Raw genomic sequence first — 19,677 nt, 5'->3', positions numbered from 1 at the left:
GGTTGCCTTGCTCATTCCGAGGTAAATGGATAGCGTGCATCCGTAATCAGATATCTGAGTTGAGTAGAGGGGTTGGGGTGGGTGCTGGTCACGACCGGACAGGCGGCCGAAGCGCTCGGGTGCGCGATCACGACCTTCCGGCGGATCGGCAAAGCCGGGCTGCTGCCAGGGCTTGCCCGCCGTGGTGTACGGGTGATGGTCCCCCTCGAGGCAGTTCAGGCGCTCCGCTCCCGCCCGCCTGCCCCTCTTCATCGGCTTGAGGCGCCGGAGATAGCGGTGCTGCGGGTCGATGTCGCCCGGCCGGTTCAGGAGTCAGACCGCGAATGGGTCGGTTTTGCTGCTTCCCTGCCCCCGCAGGAGCTGCTGAAGGCACTCCGGGGCTCGTGGCGTTGTGACCCTGCCAGCGTGGCCGCCGGTGGAGTTCTGCCGGTGACGCTCTCGGGTTACGTGGTCGCTGTTCTCACCGGCCTCGAGCGCTGGGCCAGAGACGATCGGGGGCGTCACGGCTTTCCTGACGCTGTTCTCGCGGGGCATGTCACGGACCTGGTTCAGCCGGTCACGCACCTCACATCACCCGAACCGGCCGACAGGGCCCTGGCCGACCTGCTGCTCGGCACCCGCCTGGCTTCCCACTCGGGTGGCGCCATCGCCTACGTCACCACCGCTTCGCCGGCCGAAACCGAGTACCTGCCCGAGGGATCGTGATGGACGCAAAGACCTACAGCGCGCAGCTTGCCGACCTGCGTGCCCTGCGCGACGACATCAAGAAGACCCAGGCCGCGCTGGCGAAGCTCGAGACAGCACGCGCCCGACAGATCACGGCTCTGGCCGGATACGAGAAAGCGAAAGCTGAACGGATCGCGCCCGCGGCGGGGCTAAGCCTGGCCGAGGTCGTAGCGATCGCCCCGATCCTGGCCCCGGACCGACTCACGACCACTCCCCAGCCCACCAGCCTCGCCAACGATCAGAAGATGCTGGCAGCCGGTCACGAAGCGTCCGGTCCCGTGAAGGCCGAAGAGGCGCCCACACCGGCGGCCGCAGCGGCAGCCCCGCCACTGTCCCGCCCCACCCCTCAGGCCGCCGTGACCGCACCTGCGTCATCCGCCACTGCTCCCGCCGCAGCCACTGCGCCATCCTCGACGGCGCCACCGGCCAGGATGGGGGCGTCCCGCGCTCTTCCGGCCGTTCCGGAAGGCGAGGAGGGTGACCGGTGGTTCGCCCACACCCCGAACCTGGCCTCGACGCATCCGAATTTCACCCAGCAGGCCCGCTCCATGGTCTTCCTGGACACCCGCACCGGCGCCCTGGTCCACCGCAACCAGACCCACCAGCTCACTTTGCCCACCGGGTCAGTGGCCGAGATTCTCAACACTGTCTTTCACGCCGTCCCCGAGGGCGTGGAGAGGATCTACATCACCGCGGGCGACCCCTGGCACCGCCAAGCCGACCAGCACCCCTTCCTCAAGGACGCCGTCGCCGCCTGGCTCAACGCCCCCACCCCCGGCTGGCGTACCGATACCGGCCGCGGCAAGGACCGACTTGCCGGGCACTTCGTCCATCCCCGTCACCCCGTCGGCCGCTACCAGCGCGAGAACGGCGAACAGCACGTCGAGATCCGCTCCGCGGGGGAGTGGTTCGACACCGACAACACCGACCCCGCCACCGTCCGTGACGCCTTCGTCCTACTGTGGAAGACGCTGCGCACGCACTGGTCCGATGCGGTCCTGATGGGCTCACCGTCCCAGACCGGCCGGGACCTGTGGACCCGCACTATCCCCACCAAAGGCCAGTACGCCGACGGCTACCCCGTCCTGTCCGAAGAACTGCGCGGCCTCCTGCACGCCACCGCCGGCCAGGGCCGCACCGAACTGATCACCCCGCCCCGCTTGCCGGAACAGCTCCCGGCCCTGGTCGAGTACGACCGCACCTTCGCCTACGCCAAGCACACCTGGAAGTCCGGCGTCGGCACCCCCCAGCGCGTCACCGCCCGCACCTTCGCCTCCCGTTCCGAGAAGGAACAGACCAAGGCACTGTTCGGCTGCGGCCACTGGCACGTGCGGGTCACCGTCCCCACCACCTGGAACCACGTCGGGATCCTCCCCGCTCCCGCCCCCGGCGACCGCGCCTGGCACTACCCGGCCGCCCCCGGCACCACCTTCACCACCTGGGCCGGCGGCCCGGAAATCTACACCGCCCTCACCAACCCCCTCCAGCCCTGGAAGATCGAAATCCTCGACGGCATCCTGTGGCAGGACGGCAAACCCCTCGACGACTGGTCGAAAAAACTCAAGGAAAGCTGGGCCGCCCTCACCGCCCAGGCCAACCTTCACGGCGACCCCCAGCAGCGCACCGCCGCCCACCTCGCCTCCCGCGCCGTGCGCGCCATCCTCCTCTACGGCATCGGCTCCTTCGCCCAACGCCCCCGCACCGTCACCGGCACCACCCCCCGCACCCACCAGGCCGACGTCCCCCCGGACGCCGAAATCATCGGCTTCGACGACCAGACCATCACCTGGCAACGCCCCACCGGCTTCACCCGCGACCCCTACGCCCACCCCGAATGGGCCGCCCACATCTGGTCCTCCGCCCGCGCCGCCCTGCTCTCCCAGCGCCACCGCGACGACGACACCTACGCCGGCGCCCTCCACACCCCGCCCGGCACCGTCGTCGCCTTCCGCACCGACGCCATCTACCTCACCCAGCCCCACACCTGGCCCTACCACGGCCAGCCCGGCGACTACCTCCACAAAGGCCACCTCACCGGCCCCATCCCCGCCCCCACCACCGAGGAAGAGCTCCTCACCCTGCGCGACACCGGACGTGATGCCCACCAGCCCAACCCCACCCAGGGGACCTGATGCCGCCCCGCAGCCGGCGCCCCGCCGCCCGCCAACTCAACGAAGCCGCCCGCCTCGCCGACCAATTCCAGGCCGTCGGCTACACCAAACGCGACATCGCCCGCATCATCAACCGCGACCCCTCCCTCGTCTCCCAGTTCTACACACGAGGCAAAGGCGCCGCCTTCGTTCCCGCCCTCACCCACGCCCTCAGCGCCCTTCACACCGCAGGCATCACCGACACCAGCGAACTCGCCGCCCTCGCCGCCCCCCACGTCACCCGCCGCACCACCGCCACCGGCGCCCGCGCCCGCGTACGCACCAAAGCCGTCCTCATCACCCCCACCGGCACGGGAACCGGCCGCGCAGGTGCCCAAGCCATCGCCTCCGGCTCCGCGCGCCTGCGCCCCCTGATCGCCGAAGCCGCTCGCCGCGACCTGCGCCTCGCCTTCACCGTCCGCATGCCGAAAACCGGCTACACCCTTGCCTCGGGCAGCCGAACCGACTCACCCGGCATCCGCCGCGACGTCATCCAACGCGCCGACCACACGGAAGAGCGCTCCTACGGATCCGCCACCACCGGAGGCTTCGACGCCGCCGACTTCGCCCGTCGCGTCGACGCCGTCGGCGGGGACGTCACAGCCGCCGTACACCGATGGCTTCTTGAAACCGGGCGCATCCACGAAGAGGCGCATATCACCCACCTCGAGATCCGCACCTGGCGCCCTCGCTGACGGCCTGCCCCTTGGGGTTGTCCCGACCGGCTCCTGGACCACGTTGCGGTGTACCCAGCCCGAGGGCGTATCGGCAGTCCATGATGGCGCCGATGAGGCGTGGGATATCCAGAGCCGTTTGAGCGCGCGGCTTCCTCGCGCGACGGATTAGTTTCAAACGCAACTACCGGGGTTCTCTGCATGGTTGGGCCCTCTCCGGATCTCACGGGCACTTCTTTGTGGCTTAGCCGTGGGCCTCAGGCAAGGGCGTGGAGTGCGCCCTTGCTGAGGTGGAGGGGTGTCCGTGCTGGTGGAGCAAGTAGCAGGCATGTGCGTTTCTTGGCTTCTTCGCGCCATCTTGGGTGTCCGGTGTCTGGTGCTGTTGGTGGGTTGTCGGACGGGTCGGTTACGGTGCTGGTTCGCGTGCGCAATGAGTAACGGGGGTGGCGGGTATGCGTGCTGAGGCGTTGGCGCTGCGGCTGACGGAGTTGGCCGGGACCGGGGCGGGGGATCTGCGGGCGTTGGTGGGTGAGTTCCGGCGCAGTGAGGTCCTGGTGCCGGTGGTAGACGGCGGGTTGCTGTCGGTGGCGACGGGTCCGGTGCGCTGGCTGTTCGCCTTCACCGGTGTAGAGGCGCTGGAGGCTTTCGCCGGGCAGCGGGGCGAGGTTATCGATGAGTGGGTGCCCGTGTTCGGGGCCCGGCTTCTGGATCGGGTGATTCCGGACATTGGCGGGCCGGTCGGTATCGCGGTGGATGCGGCGGGTGCGGCGCCGCTGGTGCTGCCGCCGGTGGCCGGGATCGTGCCGGACGCGGTGGCACTCGACGTGGCGGGGGCTGCGGTATGAGTGACGCGGGCGGGTACCGGGCGGATACCGAGTCACTGGGGCAGATCACCAAGGGCATCAACCTGGCGATGGACGAGCTCAAGGAGCTCGGGTTCGATGTCGATGCGAATCTGGGCCGGGGGTTCGACGACTTGGAGCTGGCCGGGCTGGAGCTGGGTGACAAGCCGCTGCAGGAGATCTTCGCGGAGTTCTGCGACCGGTGGGGGTGGGGAGTGCGCACCCTGATGCAGGACGCGAACAACTTCGCCGCCGGCCTCGGCTTGAACGCGGGGCTGTATCACGAGCAGGAACGTTACGCCGCCAACACGTTCAAGACGGTGTGGAATCAGGTCGCCGGCAACCCGTACGCCTCTCAGGAGGAGATCGAGGGGACGTCCGTGAAGGACACGGTCCTCAGGGGCAACCCGATCGGCCACTTCATGGACGCGGACTACAGCGCTCAGTCCATCGTCGAGGCGGAACGGCAGAAGAGCGAGGCCAACGACCAACTGGCGGAGGATCTGGAGACGTCCACCTGGAACGCGTGGCAGGACGACACCCAATGGCAGTGGGACAGTCCGCCCGAAGCTGAGCAGAACCCCGCCAAAGGCTCCGCGGAGGGTGAGCGCTGATGGGGATCGACCTGCCTGACATAGGCGGCGCGATCAAGAACACCGTCGACCACATCGGCGCAAAGGCCGAGAACACTCTCGACTCCGCCAAGGAAAGCGTCGGCGAGGCCACCAACCAGGTCACGGACAAGGTCGCCGACGGGCTGTCCGCCGTGGGCGCCGACCGGATCGCCGAAGGCGTCCGGGACTACGGCGAAGGCGTGAACAACCGCCTGGGAGGCGATGTCCCAGAACGGCAACTGGGCGAAACAGATGACCCCAAGGAACTCATCCACGGCAGCGCCCCGGCGATCGAGGCGCGGGCATCCCACCTGGCCGACTTCAGCAAGGCGTTCGAAACGGTCGGCCAAGGGCTGCGCGGCCTGGACAGCGGCGCTTGGCAGGGCAAGGCCGGCGACATGTTCCGGGAGAAGTTCGGCATGCAGCCGCCCGCGTGGCTGAAGGCCGCCGACTCCTGTGAGGAAGCCGGCAAGGCCCTGAAGGCGTACGCAGATGCGGTGAGCTGGGCCCAGGGGCAGGCCGCCGCCGCGATCGAGGCGTACAAGAGTGCCCAGCAGGCAAGCCAGAGCGCGGCCAAGGCCCATGATGAGCAGGTCGCCCAATACAACCAGGCTGCCACCCAGTACAACGAGGTTGCCGCGACGGGCGGTGACCCGGGCCCCAAGCCGACCCAGCCAGGCGCGTTCCAGGACCCGGGTGAGGCTGGCCGCCGCGAGGCGCAGGAGATCATCACCGAGGCGCGCCGCCAGCGCACCGAGGCCGCGCGCGAGGCGTACCTGCGCGTCAAGCAGGCATTGGAGCAGGCTCCGCAGAAACCGGGACTCACTGACCGGCTCGGAGCCGAAGCCAAAGACTCCGTCCTCAGCGCGAGCATGAACCTCTCGCACGTCGTCGGCGGATTCGCCAAGGGCGCGGGTGACATGGTGGTTCTGGCGCGCACGCTCAACCCGTTGGACCCGTACAACATCACCCACCCCGCCGAGTGGGGCAAGCAGCAGCATTTGCTGGCCACAAACCTGCTCGGCACGGTGGCTCATCCGGAGCGCATCCCGAAGGGCATCATCGGCACGGGGTGGTCGAGCGACCCCGGAGACTCCAGCGGCAGGTTCCTCTCCAACCTGATCGGAACCAAGGGTGCGGGCGGGGTGGCCAAGGGCGGGCTGAGACGAGTCGCAGGAAAGGGCCGAGACCACGCCGATGGGGCGCGGGATACGAGCCGCAACCCGGACAAGTCCCGCTACGAGGGCGACCCAGTCGACGTGGCATCGGGCCGGATGGTGCTGCCGCAGACCGATATCGCCCTCCCCGCCACACTGGCCTTGACTTTCTCTCGCATCTTTAAGTCCTCATACCGAAACGGGTACTGGTTCGGCCCCTCCTGGGCGTCCACCGCGGATGAGCATCTGGAGATCGACGCTCAAGGTGTCGTCCATACCCGCCATGACGGCGCACTGATGACTTATCCCCACCCCGCACCCGGCATCCCGGTCATGCCCGACTCCGGCGACCCGCACCCGCTGGCCGTCGACGTACACGGCAACTACACGATCACCGACCCGGTAGTCGGCCGGGCCCGGCACTTCACCTCTCCTGGAAGCGACGGCAACGGCATCGCCCTCCTCCGCGAGATAACCGACAGGTCGGGCCAGTACGTCACCTTTGACTACAACACAGACGGCACCCCCACCGGCATCGTGCACTCCGCCGGCTACCACCTCAAGATCACCACCGAGGGTGAGCGCATCACCGCCCTGCACCTGGCCGACGCAGCCCCAGGCGGCGGGGACCAGGAACTGGTCCGCTTCGGCTACGACACCCATGGCCACCTCGCCACCGTGACCCGCTCTTCCGGCATCCCCACTCGGTTCACCAACGACGACCTGGGCCGCATCACCGTGTGGACGGACACCAACAATTCGTCGTACAGCTACGTCTACGACGACAAGCACCGTTGCACCTACCAGTCCGGGCAGGCCGGTCACCTGCGCAACAGCTTTACCTACGACGACACCGACCCGGCTACAGGTCACAAGACCACCACAGTGACCAACTCACTCGGCCACACCACCCGCTTCCTGGTCAACAGCCGTCTACAAGTCGTCTCCGAGACAGGCCCGGACGGAGCCACCACCCACCACACGTATGACGAGCACGACCGCCCCTTGACCACCACAGACCCACTGGGCCGCACCACCAGCTACGGCTACGACGACGCAGGACGGCTGGTGATGGCCGTCCGCCCGGATGGCGCCTACACCAGCATCGGTTACAACGACCTCGGACTGCCCGTTTCAATTGGAGGAACGGACGGATCACGTCGTAGCCAGGAGTTCGACGAGTTCGGCAATCGGACGTTGTTGACGGATAGCTCGGGCAGGACGACGCGCTTCGCGTATGACCAGTGGGGCCATTTGGCCGGCGTCACGAATGCCCTGGGCGCGACGACAACGATTGGCTGCAACGCGTTCGGCCTCCCACTGGAGATCACGAATCCTCTGGGCGCTGTGACGCGGTACGAGCGGGATGGTTTCGGCCGCCCGGTCGCCGTCACTGACCCGCTGGGCGCGACGACGCGGCGAGAGTGGACGGTCGAGGGCAAGCTGGCCAGGCGTACCGCTCCGGACGGGAGTACGGAGTCGTGGACGTACGACGGCGAGGGTAATTGCACGTCGCACACGGACGCGCTGGGCGCGGTCTCGACCTTCGAATACACGCATTTCGACCTGTTGTCGGCCCGCACGGGACCGGACGGGATCCGCTACGAGTTCGAGCACGACACGGAACTGCAGCTCCGGAAGGTCACCAACCCCCAAGGAATGCACTGGAGGTATGAGTATGATCCGGCCGGCCGCCTGATAGCGGAGACGGACTTCGACGAGCGTTCGTTGTCCTACCGTCACGACGCGGCGGGTCAACTGGTGTCCCGAATGACAGCCTCCGGCAAAGTGATCCGCTTTGAGCGGGATGTGCTGGGCCGCCCCGTGGTGAAGGAGGCGGATGGGGCGGTAACCACGTACGAGTACGACGTGACGGGTGGCCTGGCACGGGCGACCGGACCGGACGCGGTCTTGACGCTGGAACGGGACGATGCAGGCCGCCTGCTGGCTGAGACAATCAACGGTCGCGCGATCACCTACACCTATGATGCGGTAGGTCGCCGGACCAGCCGGACGACCCCGATGGGTGCGGTCAGTACCTGGAGTTACGATGCGGCAGGCAACCGCACCAAACTGACGACCTCCGGCCGGAACTTGATCTTCGAACACGACGAGGCAGGCCGCGAAGTCTCCCGTCACCTCGGCGAGACTCTGACCCTCACCAGCGCCTTCGACGACCTGGGCCGCCTGACCAAACAGGGGCTGGCCGGCCCCTTCAGCCGCCGCATCCAGCAACGCGCCTATGCATACCGCGCCGACAGCAACCTGGTCGGCATCGATGACCAGCTCAACGGATCCAGCAGTTTCGACCTGGACTCCGCAGGCAGGGTTACCGCGATCCACGCGGCAGGCTGGACGGAGACCTACGAATACGACGAGGCGGGAAACCAGACCTCAGCATCCTGGCCGGCACCGATGCCGGGCCAGGAGGCGGTGGGACCGCGCACCTACGCCGGGACAGACATCCGCACTGCGGGCCGAGTGCGCTACGAACACGACACCGCGGGTCGCATCACACTCCGCCAGAAGCCACGCATGTCCCGCAAGCCTGACACCTGGCGCTACACGTGGGACGCGGAGGACCGCTTGGTCTCGGTCCTCACGCCGGACGGCACGACCTGGCGCTACCAGTACGACCCGCTGGGCCGCCGCATCGCGAAACAGCGCCTCGCGGCAGACGACTCCGCAACAGTCCTGGAGCAGGTCGACTTTACCTGGGACGGCACGACGCTGTGCGAACAGACGGCTTACACGCCCGGCACCCCACCGGGCGGGCTGACCCTCACCTGGGACCACGACGGCCAACACCCCCTCACGCAAACGGAACGCAAAACCACAGCCGATGGCTCCCAGGAAGAAATCGACACCCGCTTCTACGCGATCGTCACTGACCTCGTCGGCACCCCGACAGAGCTTGTCGACGAACAGGGCGACATCGCATGGCGGACGCGCACCACCCTTTGGGGAACCACAGCCTGGAACCACACCGCGACGGCCTACACGCCCCTGCGCTTCCCCGGCCAGTACGCCGACCCCGAAACTGGCCTGCACTACAACTACTTCCGCCACTACGACCCCGAAACAGCCCGATACCTGACGCCAGACCCCCTGGGCCTAGCACCCGCAGACAACCCAAATGCCTACGTGAAAAACCCGCAGACGTGGACAGATCCTCTCGGGCTCTCTCCCTGTGGGCGAAGTGAGCGAAGTCAAGACAACTACCGCGGCGAGTCGCAGAACAGTCCCGGGGGGCAGCACGGACCTGCCGTGAGCGTCAACCAGGTGAAGATGGAACTGGGGCGTGCGGGAATGTCAGTGACTGACTACGACATTGTTCACGTGCCAGTGATTCGAACCCCCACCGGGATAGCCTTCGGAAACAGCCCCCACACGGCCGACGGGTTTCCGATGAAGGGGCCAAGAAACCTTCCACTGATCGAGATATCAGACATTGGACTTCGAGATCTGGATGAGGCGGTCGCAACAATCAATCATGAGATCTACCATCATCGCCATTTTGAAATAACGCGCAACTCCGAAAATCCATGGGGAGGATCTGAGGGGGCCGCCGAAGAATACGGCCAGCGGATGCTTGACCAATTTAAACGGCAAAGTAGATAGGTGGATGAAGTGCGAGAATTCACTCGAGAGCAAGAGCAGCAACTGGTCGCTGGGCCCAGCTTTTCCGAGCATCCAGAGGAGCGCACCTGCCCAGCCTGCGGCTGCCATTGCGTTCGTACGTACGTCTATCGAAACAGCGCAAGTGGACGTACGTCGCTTATCACGTACGCCTGGTGTGCATCCTGCCGGAGGTTCAAGGGATGGACCGGCCCAGATCTTGGTCTATTTAAGTTCTCCGATCCCTTGAGCTCGCTCCGACCAGATCAGCGCCAAGAACTCCAGCGAGACTTCAGTGCATTCCTTCGACGCCTGGACGAACTTTGGGATTCCGGGCTCCTGCCTCAGAAATTCACTGAACACCGATGAAAAATTCGGCCGAGTGATGCGTCAGGTGGGCTCGCTCCAGTTCTCGGGCATCAAGCCGACACTGGGTGGTGATCTCGCCTGGTTGCAGTCTCGCCCTGTCCAGCTATCTAACTTCTCGCTTGCCGGGTTTCGTCCCAGGGATGTTCTGACCCGGAAGTTGCTCACTTGTCCACCGGCAAGTTGCGACCGTCACCTCGCTGGTAGACGGTCTTCGAGGGTGAGGCGCACCGGCTCGCCGACGCGGAGCGGCTGGGCCCGCCGCTGAAGCCCTGGATGACCTGCTGACTACAGAAGGCGATGACACGGGCCCGGCAAGCCGAAAGTCGGCCGGAGCCTGACGTGTACTACACGCAGACCTCCGGTCGCCAGCCACCGAGGTGCGGGCGTAGCGGAGCGCAGAGCGGCTGGCCTCCGGGGGCCTGCCTGCTCGCCCATCGGGAACAGCCGGAGCGCATTGCCAAGGTCATCGGCGGCAGCACCCGTCCTTGTCGCCCGGTCGACAGACTAGGGGAGGTGAGTGGCCCTGGAGGTTTTATGGCTTCTCATCACACTGGGCATCACGAAATCTGTCCTGGACGATTCTGGGCCCCCTGCCTGCTCCGGTAGTGGTCGTGAACGCGTCAGTGTCGAGCTCCCAGTGAAGATCCTCTGTCGCCGGGTCGAACGCCCATTCTTTGACTACGCCGGCAGTCGCGAGCCGGTCCAGTGTGCAGAGGAGGTCCTGAAGGTTCATGCCGCAGGCCCGGCGCACGCAGTCGGCTCCCAGAATGCCTAGGGTTGTGCCAGTGCCGAGGTGCGCGGTCAGTGCCAATGTCGCCAGCCGTTCTGTTGCCAGCAGTCGCCGCACGGGCAAACGCGACGCCACGCGCGCGGCCCAGTCCGCAGCTTGGTTGCGCCCTGCACGGCCGGGAGCCTGGGTCAGGAGGCCGACGTCGAGTAGGTGGACGGCTACTCCGGGGTGGCGCGGCTTGGCAGTACTGATCGGTGAACGGCGTAGCCAGCGGATCTCCTCCAGCTCCTGCCAGAGTGCAGGCTCATGGGCCAGGCGCAGACTGCGCAGGAGCCCGCTGGGCAGCCATGTCCTCCCAAGGGCGTCGGTGCGCAGCGCGCATTGGATGGCCAGCAATCTGGCTTCGGCGCCAGCCACGAAGGGCAAGGCTGAGGCGAGATAACTGAGCATCTCCTGGATCCGGATTTGCTTCGAAGGTTCAAGCCGCGGACGCTTTCGCTGCAGCCCGCCTCGACTTGAGGGCGTAGTCGACTGTAGAGCGGGCGCGGTGGTGAAATCCGAGTCGGGTACGACCGCCGCGTACGGTGTGGCACCTGCGCAGGCAGCGCAAGCGTCAGCAAGACGCCAGACCCGTCCGCCTTGTTCGCGGCACAGAACGAGCAGAATGCGGCCGGCGCAGCCGCGGTGGCGTTGGTGCCATCGGCAGCCATGTTCGTGACACTGGCAGATGCGCAGATGGGCGGGCAGGGCATCCCTGCGGGCATGCCGGGCCAGGTGGGCCAGAATCGCTGGCCGGGCCGCCATCGCCTGCAACGTTTGCCCGCCCGGCGAGCACCGTGGGCAATAGAGCAACGGGCCGTTCCGGTCCGGGCGTAGTTCCACTGTCCAGGTGCGGGGCATGGGTGGGGTCATGGTGCACAGCCTCATGGTGCGCGTCTTCCTCCTGCCTCCGGCGTGGCGCCGGCCCGGGTTCCCTCTGTCGTTGTGGGGGAGCGGGGTCTTGGCCGCCCACCGTAGTGCAGACCTCTGCCCTGCGTGCAGGGTGGTCACCTGCGGAAATAGGGCAGAGGTCTGCACTGACAGGGCAGGGTTCTGCACCGTCGGATGGGTGGGTGACGATCTTCCCGCCCGACCCGAACCTCCCCGCGCTCCGTCTGGAGCTCGCGCGGCTGAGGAGTGAGCGCGGGTGGACCTACGACGAACTGGCCCGCCGCAGTGGCCTGTCCAGACGCACCCTCATCGAGATCGAGCAGGGCCGAACCGTCGGATCCCTGGGCACCTGGCACGCCCTCGCCCACGCGCTGAACGTCTCCGTCGACCACCTCTTCTCAACCCTCTGCGACGGCCACACGCCCCCTGCCGAAGCGGCCGAATAGCCCTCCCCGCTCTCCCGTCGCCGGATCACCCGATCCGGTCGCCGCCGTAGCGCATACGGTCGGCCATGGCGCACCCGTTCCCACGGATTGGGCCGTTCGCGGGACAGGGGCGGCACGGTGGCCGCGTGTGCGGCGCGTCGCCTGTCACCTTCGCGGCCATGTGCTCCACCACCGCCTCACCCGACCACCGCCCACACCCCAGCTCTGCCGCCGCGTGCCGCCCGCGCGCCCTGCGCATCCACCCGGACAGCCCCACCCGGCTCCTGCGCTCCGCCCAACCAGCCCGGTGCCACGACTGCGGCAACCTCATCCACTGGTACACCCGCACCAATCAACAACGCATCGCCCTGCACCCACAGGAACTCGAGGCCGCCGCCGTCCCGGCCTCCTGCCGCTGGCACGTCTGCTCCGGCATCGCCCACCCCACAGCCGACGCCTCTCCTTGGTGCCGCGTCACTCACCACACCCTGTGCCCCAGCCAGCAGAGCACGACTCCTCTCACCCCACAGCTGATCGAGCTGCGCCGACGCCTCGCGCTGCGCACCCGCCGCTTGATCGACACCGGCGCCATCACGACGTTTCCCCATCTCCCGCTGGCGGCAGCGAGGGCCGCGGATTGCCGGCCGGCCCGGCCCATCGTGCGAATCCTTCACCGCAGCTACCTCGCCGCCAGGCCGGTCGACGCGATCCAGTGCATCGCCCAGACCCGCCGGCGCCACCGCTGCCCCCACCCCGTCCTAACCCCGGACGCGCCGGCGGGGGAGTGGGCGCTCCTTCCCACCCCAGTCCTGAACCGGCACGGAAAGCCGGCGCCACCCGCGGCCAACATGGCCGTCTACGACCTCACCCATCTGCCGTACGCCGAGCAACTGCGCTGGCGCACGCAGCACTGCCCGGCCCACGCAACCGCACCCGACATCGCACACGTCGCCCTCGCTGACTGGGAAGTCTTCGACCCGCGGCTCCACCACCAGCACATCCACAACCGTCTCCCCGCTACCGCCCCCAAGCGCCGCAGACAGTCATGAGTGCAGCTCCGCAGCTGCCCGGCTGCTCACCCTCGCATTCGCCCTACCCTCTACGAGGAGCAATCGGGTGTTGAACCCCACCGATGAACAGACCGCGGCCGCTGATGCCTTCACGGCCGGTGACCATCTGGCCTTGCAGGCCGGTGCGGGTACCGGCAAGACCAGCACGCTCGTCCTGCTCGCCTCCACCACCGCGCGCCGCGGCCGATACATCGCTTTCAACAAGCCCATCGCCCTCGACGCCGCCAAGCGCTTCCCGCCCACCGTCACTTGCAGAACTGCCCATGCCCTCGCCTATGCGGCGATCGGCCACCGCTACGCGGCTCGCCTGGGCGGCCCCCGCCAGGCCGGCTGGAAGACCGGCATGGCACTGGGCATCACCAAAAGCGTCCGCATCGGCGAACGCGACGTCTTCCACAAAGCCCTATCCCACGCCGTGCTGCGCACGGTGACGCGTTTCTGCCACTCCGCCGACCCCGTCATCACCCGCCGCCACGTCCCCCACCTGCGCGGCCTGGAGGACAACGACCTCCACGCAGAACTGGCCCAGACGGTAGTGCCATTCGCCCACAAGGCCTGGGCCGACCTCCAGCACCCGCACGAGGGAAGCGTCCGCTTCGACCACGACCACTACCTGAAGATGTGGGCCCTGTCCGAACCGAAGATCGACGCCGACTTCCTCCTGCTCGACGAAGCACAGGACACCAACCCCGTCCTCGAACAGATCTTCACCGCACAACGCACCCACGCCCAGCTCGTCATGGTCGGCGACTCAGCCCAGGCCATCTACGGATGGCGCGGCGCCCGCGACGTCATGACCGGCTTCGACGGGCGCTCCCTGTCCCTGTCACAGTCCTTCCGCTTCGGCCCCCGCCTCGCCGCCGAAGCCAACCGGTGGCTGACGATCGCAGACGCCCCCATCCGCCTCGCCGGCACAGCCACCATCCCCACCGCACTCCAGACGGTCGAACACCCGGACGCCGTGCTGTGCCGCACCAACGTGGGCGCCATGACCCAGGTACTGCAGCACCTCGAGACCGGTCAACGGGTGGCGCTGGCCGGGGGAGGAGACAGCTTGCGGACTCTCGCCACCGCGGCCCGCGACCTCAAAGAAGGCCGCCGTACCTGGCACCCGGAACTGCTCCTCTTCTCCACCTGGGGTGAGCTGCAGGACTACGCCGAACGCGACCCCGCCGGAGGCGACCTGCGACCGTTCGTCGACCTCATCGACCAGCACGGAACCCAAGCGGTCCTTCACGCGGTGGACCAACTTGCCCCTGAAGCCCACGCGCAGGTCACCATCTCCACTGCCCACCGGGCAAAGGGCCGTGAATGGCCGAACGTCAAAATCGCCGACGACTTCACCCCTCCCCGCGACACCGACCGCCAGGACGCGCAAGGCCGGCCTGTTCCCGGGCCGATCGACAATGCCGAAGCACGCCTCGCCTACGTTGCCGTCACCCGCGCCCGCGCCCGCCTCGACCTCGGAGGCTTGTCCTGGATCCACCACCACCCCGACGGGAATCCGGCTCTTCGCAGTTGAGAATGAAGCCGGGCTGCGCATGTGGCTGACGTTCGGCCTCACTCAGCCTTCCTCGTCGCGTGCCTCCCCGTCCCCGCGCCGACGGCGCACTCGCTCGGCGATCCCGCTGGAGAGCCTGCCCTTTACCGAGCTGGCCCGGTCGAGGGTCTCGTTGCCGAGGCTCCTGGCGGCAACGACGCCCTTTGCTCCTGTCTCGAGCGCCTTGTCCCTCGCCTCCGCGGCCGCCTCCACCCATCGTCTCGCCTCCGATGACTGGCGACCAGACTCAATCCCGAGCCGCCCATGGAAGTCATAGACGCCGGCTGCGACTTGGTTGCTCGACTCGACTACAGCCGGAGACTTGGTCGGGTGCAGCAACACCTTCGCATTGGCCCTGCCAGCAACCGCATCCATCCGGGCCACCAGCCGCTCGGTGCTCCGCAAGATGAGTTCCATCCGATCCTGCCGGGCAGCCTTCAGCCCAAGGCGATGCCCGTTCAGCTCCTCCGGAGACGCGTCCAGCACCCGGTCGAGTTCTAGCACGGCGATCGCATCCTGCAGTTGGAAGCAGCGAGCCAGAACAGCGAGCCACTCCCGAACCACGGACTCAGCTTCCTTGGCCGTCGTGGCGAGATCCCCGATCTTGACCTTATGCTCCATCTTCTCCGCGAGTGCATCGAGTTGCCGCAATACGTACGCCTGGGTTTCCGCGATCGTCGCCGGCGCGCCCTGCACCTTCGACCACGTAACCTCGTCGACTCCGCACCTCTTCTGGCGGACGGTCATGGCTTCCTCGATGACGAAGCCCACTCCGATCATGCGGGCCAACACAGCGTCCTTCTGCGCGCGCAGCACGTCGTCGACCTTCGCGTCGATCGCGGCAAGATAGTCGGTGATCTCGTCCATGGTCTGTTGCATCGCAACCTGCGACATGAGCTTCGCTGCATTGGCGAGAACTGCCGGGTTGGTCAGAAGCGATCGGGGCCCCTTCACGAATTCGACGAACCCCCTGACCTGGCCCTTGTGCCCCTTCACCACACCCGTACTGAGACCCGTCTTCGAGCTTTCCCTCAGCCCGTACTTCTTTACACGCTGTGTCGAATCCTGAGTCAGCTTCACCCAGCGACCGGAGTTGGCGGCAATCTCCGAACCTGCCTGCGCGACTACAGCCCCGGTACGGACGCCGGACTTGAGCCCTTGGAGTCCGAGGTCCTTCGACGACAGTCCCTCCGAGACGAGGAAGCGTTCGACATCTGCCGCATTCCCGATGACCGCCAGTCCATCACCGTCACTGATCAGCTGAATCTCGTTGCCCATCGTCCGCTCCTGAAGTGGTTTCTCGCAATTGGTTGACGGTAGTCGGGGTGCGCGCCGTGATCACCGGTGCAGGGGCCGAGGTATTCCGATCACGGGAGATCGGCGTGCTGACCGAGACAGGTTTAGGGGCGCACTGCCCTTGCGCCAACGGAAAGCTCCAGGCGACACCGGTTCTCCATATTTGGGGTGAGATGAAGGTCAGCGCGTCGCTGGGCCGGTAAGAGGTCTCCTGACGATGGGGCCCCTATGCGCCTCACCCAGAAGACCTCGACGCGCCTGACGCTACCCCGACGGCGGGCTTCGCCTGCCCTGACCTGACCACCTTCTGCCGTCTGGACGAGCACGGCCTCGTCGTCAGCGGTCAGCGACTCGAGCCCGACCATGCCTTCCTGCCCTGTCGCGTCGTGCCGGCCGAACGCGAGACGGGCGCGTCAGTCAGCGAGGTAAGTCTCGATCATCATTACCCAAGGGGGCACGGGCCTGTGGACACCAGTAGGTAGTTGATGTCGACGTCGATGCCGAAGGCTGTCCCTGCCCTGATCGTGCCGTCGGTCACGTGTCCGTGTGCCTGAAGGATGAGGCGGGCGTTCTGGCGTGCGGCACGGGACAGGTCGTCGGTACGCAGTTGGGCGAGGGAACGTGAGATGTCGAGCCCGTACTTGACCACCGGGGTCGGCTGGCTGGGGGCGCTGGTGGGATGGGTGAGAAGCAGCAGGCCATAGACCCGCCCTCTGCCGGCGCTGACGGTAGAGGCCTTGGCCAGATCGTCTGCCATGTACCGGCTGTACTTCTCGACCGTCGCCTGCTGCTTGCGCGCGAAGTCGAACGTGTACGCCGCCTTCAGCTCCAGCAGGGCCAGCGGCTCGTGGGTTGCCTCGTCGAGGACGGCCAGATCGGTGCGCCCCCGGGCGCCGTTGGGACTCCACTCCCGCGCGGCGATGTGTCCGGGGAGCTCGGTGTGCAGCAGCCAAGCCAGGCGGTCGCGGATCGGGTGCTCGGGTTTCGACGTGAGGGCGAGGTAGGCCAGCTCATCGGGAGCGAAGGACGAACATGCCTTCTGCAAAGCCCGTTCGAGCAACTGCGGGGTGATCTCAGCCATGCTGCCATTGTTGCGAAGTATGCCCAAGCCTGGCCTGGGCGGAGGGTTGCACGGCCCGCCATGACCGGCGTCCTTGGCGAGGGCAGGATCCGAGAAGAGATGGCCGGCCTCGGCAGCCGCCGGGAAACGACTGGCCTATTTGCGCAGCACACGGGCCGTGTCCATCGTCCCGGAGCGGGTTGGTCGGCTTCTTGCTGGCCGGGGGCATGCGCATGAGTTTCGGGGGCAGGCGCTGGTCAGGGCGGGCTCCTGCGGTTGTTCCTCCGTCGCTGCAGGAGCCGCCCGTCCTCTTTCTTCGCGCGTGTGTGCGGCGTGGGTTCGGGTGTGCGAAGAAACGTGCAGAACGCCTGTTATGAAGATCCGGCCCTGCGGGTGGGGTGGTGCGCGGGGTGGCGCGTCGGGTCGTGCGCCGAAGCATGCAAGCGCTTTCTGTTTACAGTTCAACGGGTGGGTGTAGTTGTCAGTGAATGTCAGGCTCACGCCTAACTGTCCATTCATGCGCTATACATGCGCGTGTTACGGAAATGTCCGTAATCGGTAACGTGGTGTCAGGCGCACCCCAACGGCCGGTGCCGACGGGCCAGAGTTTGGGTCCTCGGCACCGACAGGGAGCCGGGACCACACCGCACCACCAGCCGTGTCTCGGCCGGTGGTGCACATGATCTGAGGGGACATCACTCATGTCTGCTTCTTCCGCCCGTCGTTTGGCCGCCACCGTTCTCGCGGCCGGCGCGATCGTTTCCGCCGCCGCTCTGCCGGCCATGGCCCACGACCGTGACGGCGACCGGCAGCAGCGCCGCTCGGGCGTCGAGATCAGCGCCGTCCAGGCCGACAGCCCCGGCTTCGACAACCGCTCCAACCGGTCGCTGAACCGCGAGTGGATCGAGATCACCAACAGCCACCGCCGTGCAGTGAACCTGGACGGCTGGACCTTGCGCGACCGTGACGGAAACCGCTACCGCTTCCACGACGTACGCCTCGCCGGCCGCTCAACCGTCCGTATCCACACCGGTGTCGGCCGCGACACCCGCACCGACCTCTACATGGACCGCCACCACTACATGTGGGACAACCACTCCGACACCGCCACCCTGCGCAACGACCGCGGCCACACCGTCGACACCGAGTCCTGGGGCCGCGGCGGACACCACCGCGGCTGACCACACCGCCCCCACCTGACCACAGGCACAGGGCACCACAGGGCGGCACGCCAACGGCGCGCCGCCCCCTCGCAGGCCCGCTCACGCAAAGCCGTGCCAACGGGCGGTTGCGATAGAGGCCCGGCGCATGGTCGCCCCGCACCGAGGCGGTCGGACGGCGCGGTTCCAGGTGCTTACGAGCAAGCGCTCGGGCCGCTCCTCGCAGCGGGGAGCCCGTCACGGCGGCGAAGTCAACTCCGGGCTCGCGGTGTACCGGGGTGCCGGAGGTGGCCCACCACCATTCCCCGAGGTCGGCCATGACAGCGTGGACGGTCGCCTCGTCCGCGGCGCTGATGTCCAGGACGACGAGTCCGGGCTCACGACCTGAGGGCCCGTCGGAGGGCGCTTCGTTGCCAGAGGGTTGTAGGGCAGCGGCATCGTTTCTGCGGTGAATCCCACCACCCGGGCGAGTGAGCCGTCGGGCATCCTCGCCCGCCCGCTGCGCACGCCCAGCTATCCATGCGTTCGTGATCCAAAACCTGAAGCGCGCCCTCACGGCCGCAGCACTCGCCTTCATTCCCGTGACCGTCTCCCCGCCCGTCCACGCCGCCGAGACTCTTCCTCTCGGCGCCGCGGTCCACCAACTCGAGACCGCCGACGAATCCCGTGAGGGGTACACGCGCGACAAGTTCCGCCACTGGAACACCGGACAGAATCCCACCGACGGCTGCAACACCCGTAACGAAGTCCTGATCGCGGAAGCGGTCGAGCCGCCGACCGTCGGCCCCGGCTGCAGGCTGACCGGCGGAACATGGTGGTCGTACTACGACGCGACGACCGTGTCCGGCCCCTCGGGCTTGGACATCGACCACATGGTGCCCCTCGCCGAAGCATGGGACTCCGGCGCTTCCGTTTGGACCGCACAGCGCCGTGAGGCGTACGCCAATGACCTGGGCGCCCCGACCTCGCTGGTCGGCGTCACCGCCCGCTCGAACCGCAGCAAGTCTGACCAGGACCCCGGCACGTGGATGCCGCCGGCCGGTGAAGTCCACTGCCAGTACACCGCGGAATGGACCGCGACCAAGCTCCGCTGGAACCTGTCCGTCGACCCGCAGGAACAAGCCGCACTGTTCGACCTGGCCGAGCAGTGCCCCTCCACGGAGGTCTGAGGTTGATCCCGGGGAGTGGACACCGTGTTTCATGCGACGAGTGACAGCGTACGTGTCGTGATCAGTTGTTGTTCAAACTCGGCTGGTGTGCGGTAGCCGAGCGCGGAGTGGCGGCGGCGCCGGTTGTAGTAGGAAAGCCAGCGGAAC

The 19,677-nt window shown here is 67.2% G+C and carries 15 protein-coding genes and 1 pseudogene; 11 read left to right on the top strand and 5 right to left on the bottom strand.

Going from position 1 to position 19,677, the window contains the following annotated elements:
* Positions 1 to 81: 81 nt before the first annotated feature.
* From ACWIHY_RS34860 to ACWIHY_RS34835, 6 genes are all read left to right on the top strand, one after another.
* Complete coding sequence (locus tag ACWIHY_RS34860; protein ID WP_454380405.1) at positions 82 to 705, top strand: DNA-binding protein; 624 nt, start codon at positions 82 to 84, stop codon at positions 703 to 705.
* Positions 705 to 2,858 carry a hypothetical protein gene (locus ACWIHY_RS34855; protein WP_454380404.1) on the top strand — a complete coding sequence of 718 codons (2,154 nt, stop codon included), beginning with the start codon at positions 705 to 707 and terminating at the stop codon, positions 2,856 to 2,858. The genes ACWIHY_RS34860 and ACWIHY_RS34855 overlap by 1 nt, the downstream gene beginning before the upstream one ends.
* Positions 2,858 to 3,571 (top strand): helix-turn-helix domain containing protein, encoded by a 714-nt coding sequence (locus ACWIHY_RS34850; protein WP_454380403.1) that lies wholly within the window; start codon positions 2,858 to 2,860, stop codon positions 3,569 to 3,571. The genes ACWIHY_RS34855 and ACWIHY_RS34850 overlap by 1 nt, the downstream gene beginning before the upstream one ends.
* A gap of 431 nt (positions 3,572 to 4,002) precedes the next feature.
* Positions 4,003 to 4,395 (top strand): SseB family protein, encoded by a 393-nt coding sequence (locus ACWIHY_RS34845; protein ID WP_454380402.1) that lies wholly within the window; start codon positions 4,003 to 4,005, stop codon positions 4,393 to 4,395.
* Positions 4,392 to 5,006, top strand: a complete 615-nt coding sequence (locus ACWIHY_RS34840) for a hypothetical protein (protein ID WP_454380401.1) — start codon at positions 4,392 to 4,394, stop codon at positions 5,004 to 5,006. The genes ACWIHY_RS34845 and ACWIHY_RS34840 overlap by 4 nt, the downstream gene beginning before the upstream one ends.
* Entirely contained in the window at positions 5,006 to 9,784 is a 4,779-nt protein-coding gene (locus ACWIHY_RS34835; RefSeq protein WP_454380400.1) for a putative T7SS-secreted protein, read from the top strand. The genes ACWIHY_RS34840 and ACWIHY_RS34835 overlap by 1 nt, the downstream gene beginning before the upstream one ends.
* Positions 9,785 to 10,682: 898 nt before the next feature.
* Here the strand turns inward: ACWIHY_RS34835 and ACWIHY_RS34830 are convergent.
* A complete protein-coding gene (locus ACWIHY_RS34830) occupies positions 10,683 to 11,330 on the bottom strand; it encodes a hypothetical protein (RefSeq protein ID WP_454380399.1) in 648 nt (215 codons plus the stop codon).
* 662 nt (positions 11,331 to 11,992) lie between these two features.
* Between ACWIHY_RS34830 and ACWIHY_RS34825 the strand changes: the two genes are divergently transcribed.
* From ACWIHY_RS34825 to ACWIHY_RS34815, 3 genes are all read left to right on the top strand, one after another.
* Positions 11,993 to 12,256, top strand: coding sequence for a helix-turn-helix transcriptional regulator (locus ACWIHY_RS34825; protein ID WP_454380398.1), 264 nt, complete (start codon positions 11,993 to 11,995; stop codon positions 12,254 to 12,256).
* Between the two features lie 158 nt (positions 12,257 to 12,414).
* Positions 12,415 to 13,284, top strand: a complete 870-nt coding sequence (locus ACWIHY_RS34820) for a DUF6083 domain-containing protein (protein ID WP_454380397.1) — start codon at positions 12,415 to 12,417, stop codon at positions 13,282 to 13,284.
* Between the two features lie 70 nt (positions 13,285 to 13,354).
* Positions 13,355 to 14,827 carry a UvrD-helicase domain-containing protein gene (locus ACWIHY_RS34815; RefSeq protein WP_454380396.1) on the top strand — a complete coding sequence of 491 codons (1,473 nt, stop codon included), beginning with the start codon at positions 13,355 to 13,357 and terminating at the stop codon, positions 14,825 to 14,827.
* 42 nt (positions 14,828 to 14,869) lie between these two features.
* Here the strand turns inward: ACWIHY_RS34815 and ACWIHY_RS34810 are convergent, their stop codons facing one another.
* The gene (locus ACWIHY_RS34810; protein WP_454380395.1) at positions 14,870 to 16,123 is read right to left on the bottom strand and encodes a hypothetical protein; all 1,254 of its coding nucleotides are present in this window, start codon (positions 16,121 to 16,123) and stop codon (positions 14,870 to 14,872) included.
* Between the two features lie 460 nt (positions 16,124 to 16,583).
* The gene (locus ACWIHY_RS34805) at positions 16,584 to 17,222 is read right to left on the bottom strand and encodes a hypothetical protein (RefSeq protein WP_454380394.1); all 639 of its coding nucleotides are present in this window, start codon (positions 17,220 to 17,222) and stop codon (positions 16,584 to 16,586) included.
* Between the two features lie 680 nt (positions 17,223 to 17,902).
* Here ACWIHY_RS34805 and ACWIHY_RS34800 point away from each other — a divergent pair.
* Positions 17,903 to 18,382 (top strand): lamin tail domain-containing protein, encoded by a 480-nt coding sequence (locus tag ACWIHY_RS34800; protein WP_454380393.1) that lies wholly within the window; start codon positions 17,903 to 17,905, stop codon positions 18,380 to 18,382.
* 247 nt (positions 18,383 to 18,629) lie between these two features.
* Here the strand turns inward: ACWIHY_RS34800 and ACWIHY_RS34795 are convergent.
* Positions 18,630 to 18,938 (bottom strand): annotated as a pseudogene (locus tag ACWIHY_RS34795) (DUF6207 family protein); the annotation flags it as partial.
* On the opposite strand from ACWIHY_RS34795, the gene ACWIHY_RS34790 reads away from it, so the two are divergent.
* Entirely contained in the window at positions 18,889 to 19,530 is a 642-nt protein-coding gene (locus ACWIHY_RS34790) for an HNH endonuclease family protein (RefSeq protein WP_454380392.1), read from the top strand. The pseudogene ACWIHY_RS34795 and the gene ACWIHY_RS34790 overlap by 50 nt on opposite strands.
* 29 nt (positions 19,531 to 19,559) lie before the next feature.
* Here ACWIHY_RS34790 and ACWIHY_RS34785 read toward each other — a convergent pair.
* A partial coding sequence (locus ACWIHY_RS34785) for an integrase core domain-containing protein (RefSeq protein ID WP_454380421.1) occupies positions 19,560 to 19,677 on the bottom strand: 118 nt, incomplete at its 5' end.

The sequence above is a fragment of the Streptomyces sp. NPDC055287 genome, assembly GCF_053646035.1.
Note: the sequence above shows the minus strand (reverse complement) of the source record. Positions and strands in the feature narration are given on the sequence as shown.

What these genes read in the sequence shown, in the direction of transcription:
- ACWIHY_RS34805 (WP_454380394.1), bottom strand. Translation starts at nt 17,222, where the DNA reads ATGGCTGAGATCACCCCGCAGTTGCTCGAACGGGCTTTGCAGAAGGCA.
- ACWIHY_RS34820 (WP_454380397.1), top strand. Translation starts at nt 12,415, where the DNA reads ATGTGCTCCACCACCGCCTCACCCGACCACCGCCCACACCCCAGCTCT.
- ACWIHY_RS34850 (WP_454380403.1), top strand. Translation starts at nt 2,858, where the DNA reads ATGCCGCCCCGCAGCCGGCGCCCCGCCGCCCGCCAACTCAACGAAGCC.
- ACWIHY_RS34845 (WP_454380402.1), top strand. Translation starts at nt 4,003, where the DNA reads ATGCGTGCTGAGGCGTTGGCGCTGCGGCTGACGGAGTTGGCCGGGACC.
- ACWIHY_RS34835 (WP_454380400.1), top strand. Translation starts at nt 5,006, where the DNA reads ATGGGGATCGACCTGCCTGACATAGGCGGCGCGATCAAGAACACCGTC.
- ACWIHY_RS34855 (WP_454380404.1), top strand. Translation starts at nt 705, where the DNA reads ATGGACGCAAAGACCTACAGCGCGCAGCTTGCCGACCTGCGTGCCCTG.
- ACWIHY_RS34800 (WP_454380393.1), top strand. Translation starts at nt 17,903, where the DNA reads ATGTCTGCTTCTTCCGCCCGTCGTTTGGCCGCCACCGTTCTCGCGGCC.
- ACWIHY_RS34810 (WP_454380395.1), bottom strand. Translation starts at nt 16,123, where the DNA reads ATGGGCAACGAGATTCAGCTGATCAGTGACGGTGATGGACTGGCGGTC.
- ACWIHY_RS34830 (WP_454380399.1), bottom strand. Translation starts at nt 11,330, where the DNA reads ATGCTCAGTTATCTCGCCTCAGCCTTGCCCTTCGTGGCTGGCGCCGAA.
- ACWIHY_RS34840 (WP_454380401.1), top strand. Translation starts at nt 4,392, where the DNA reads ATGAGTGACGCGGGCGGGTACCGGGCGGATACCGAGTCACTGGGGCAG.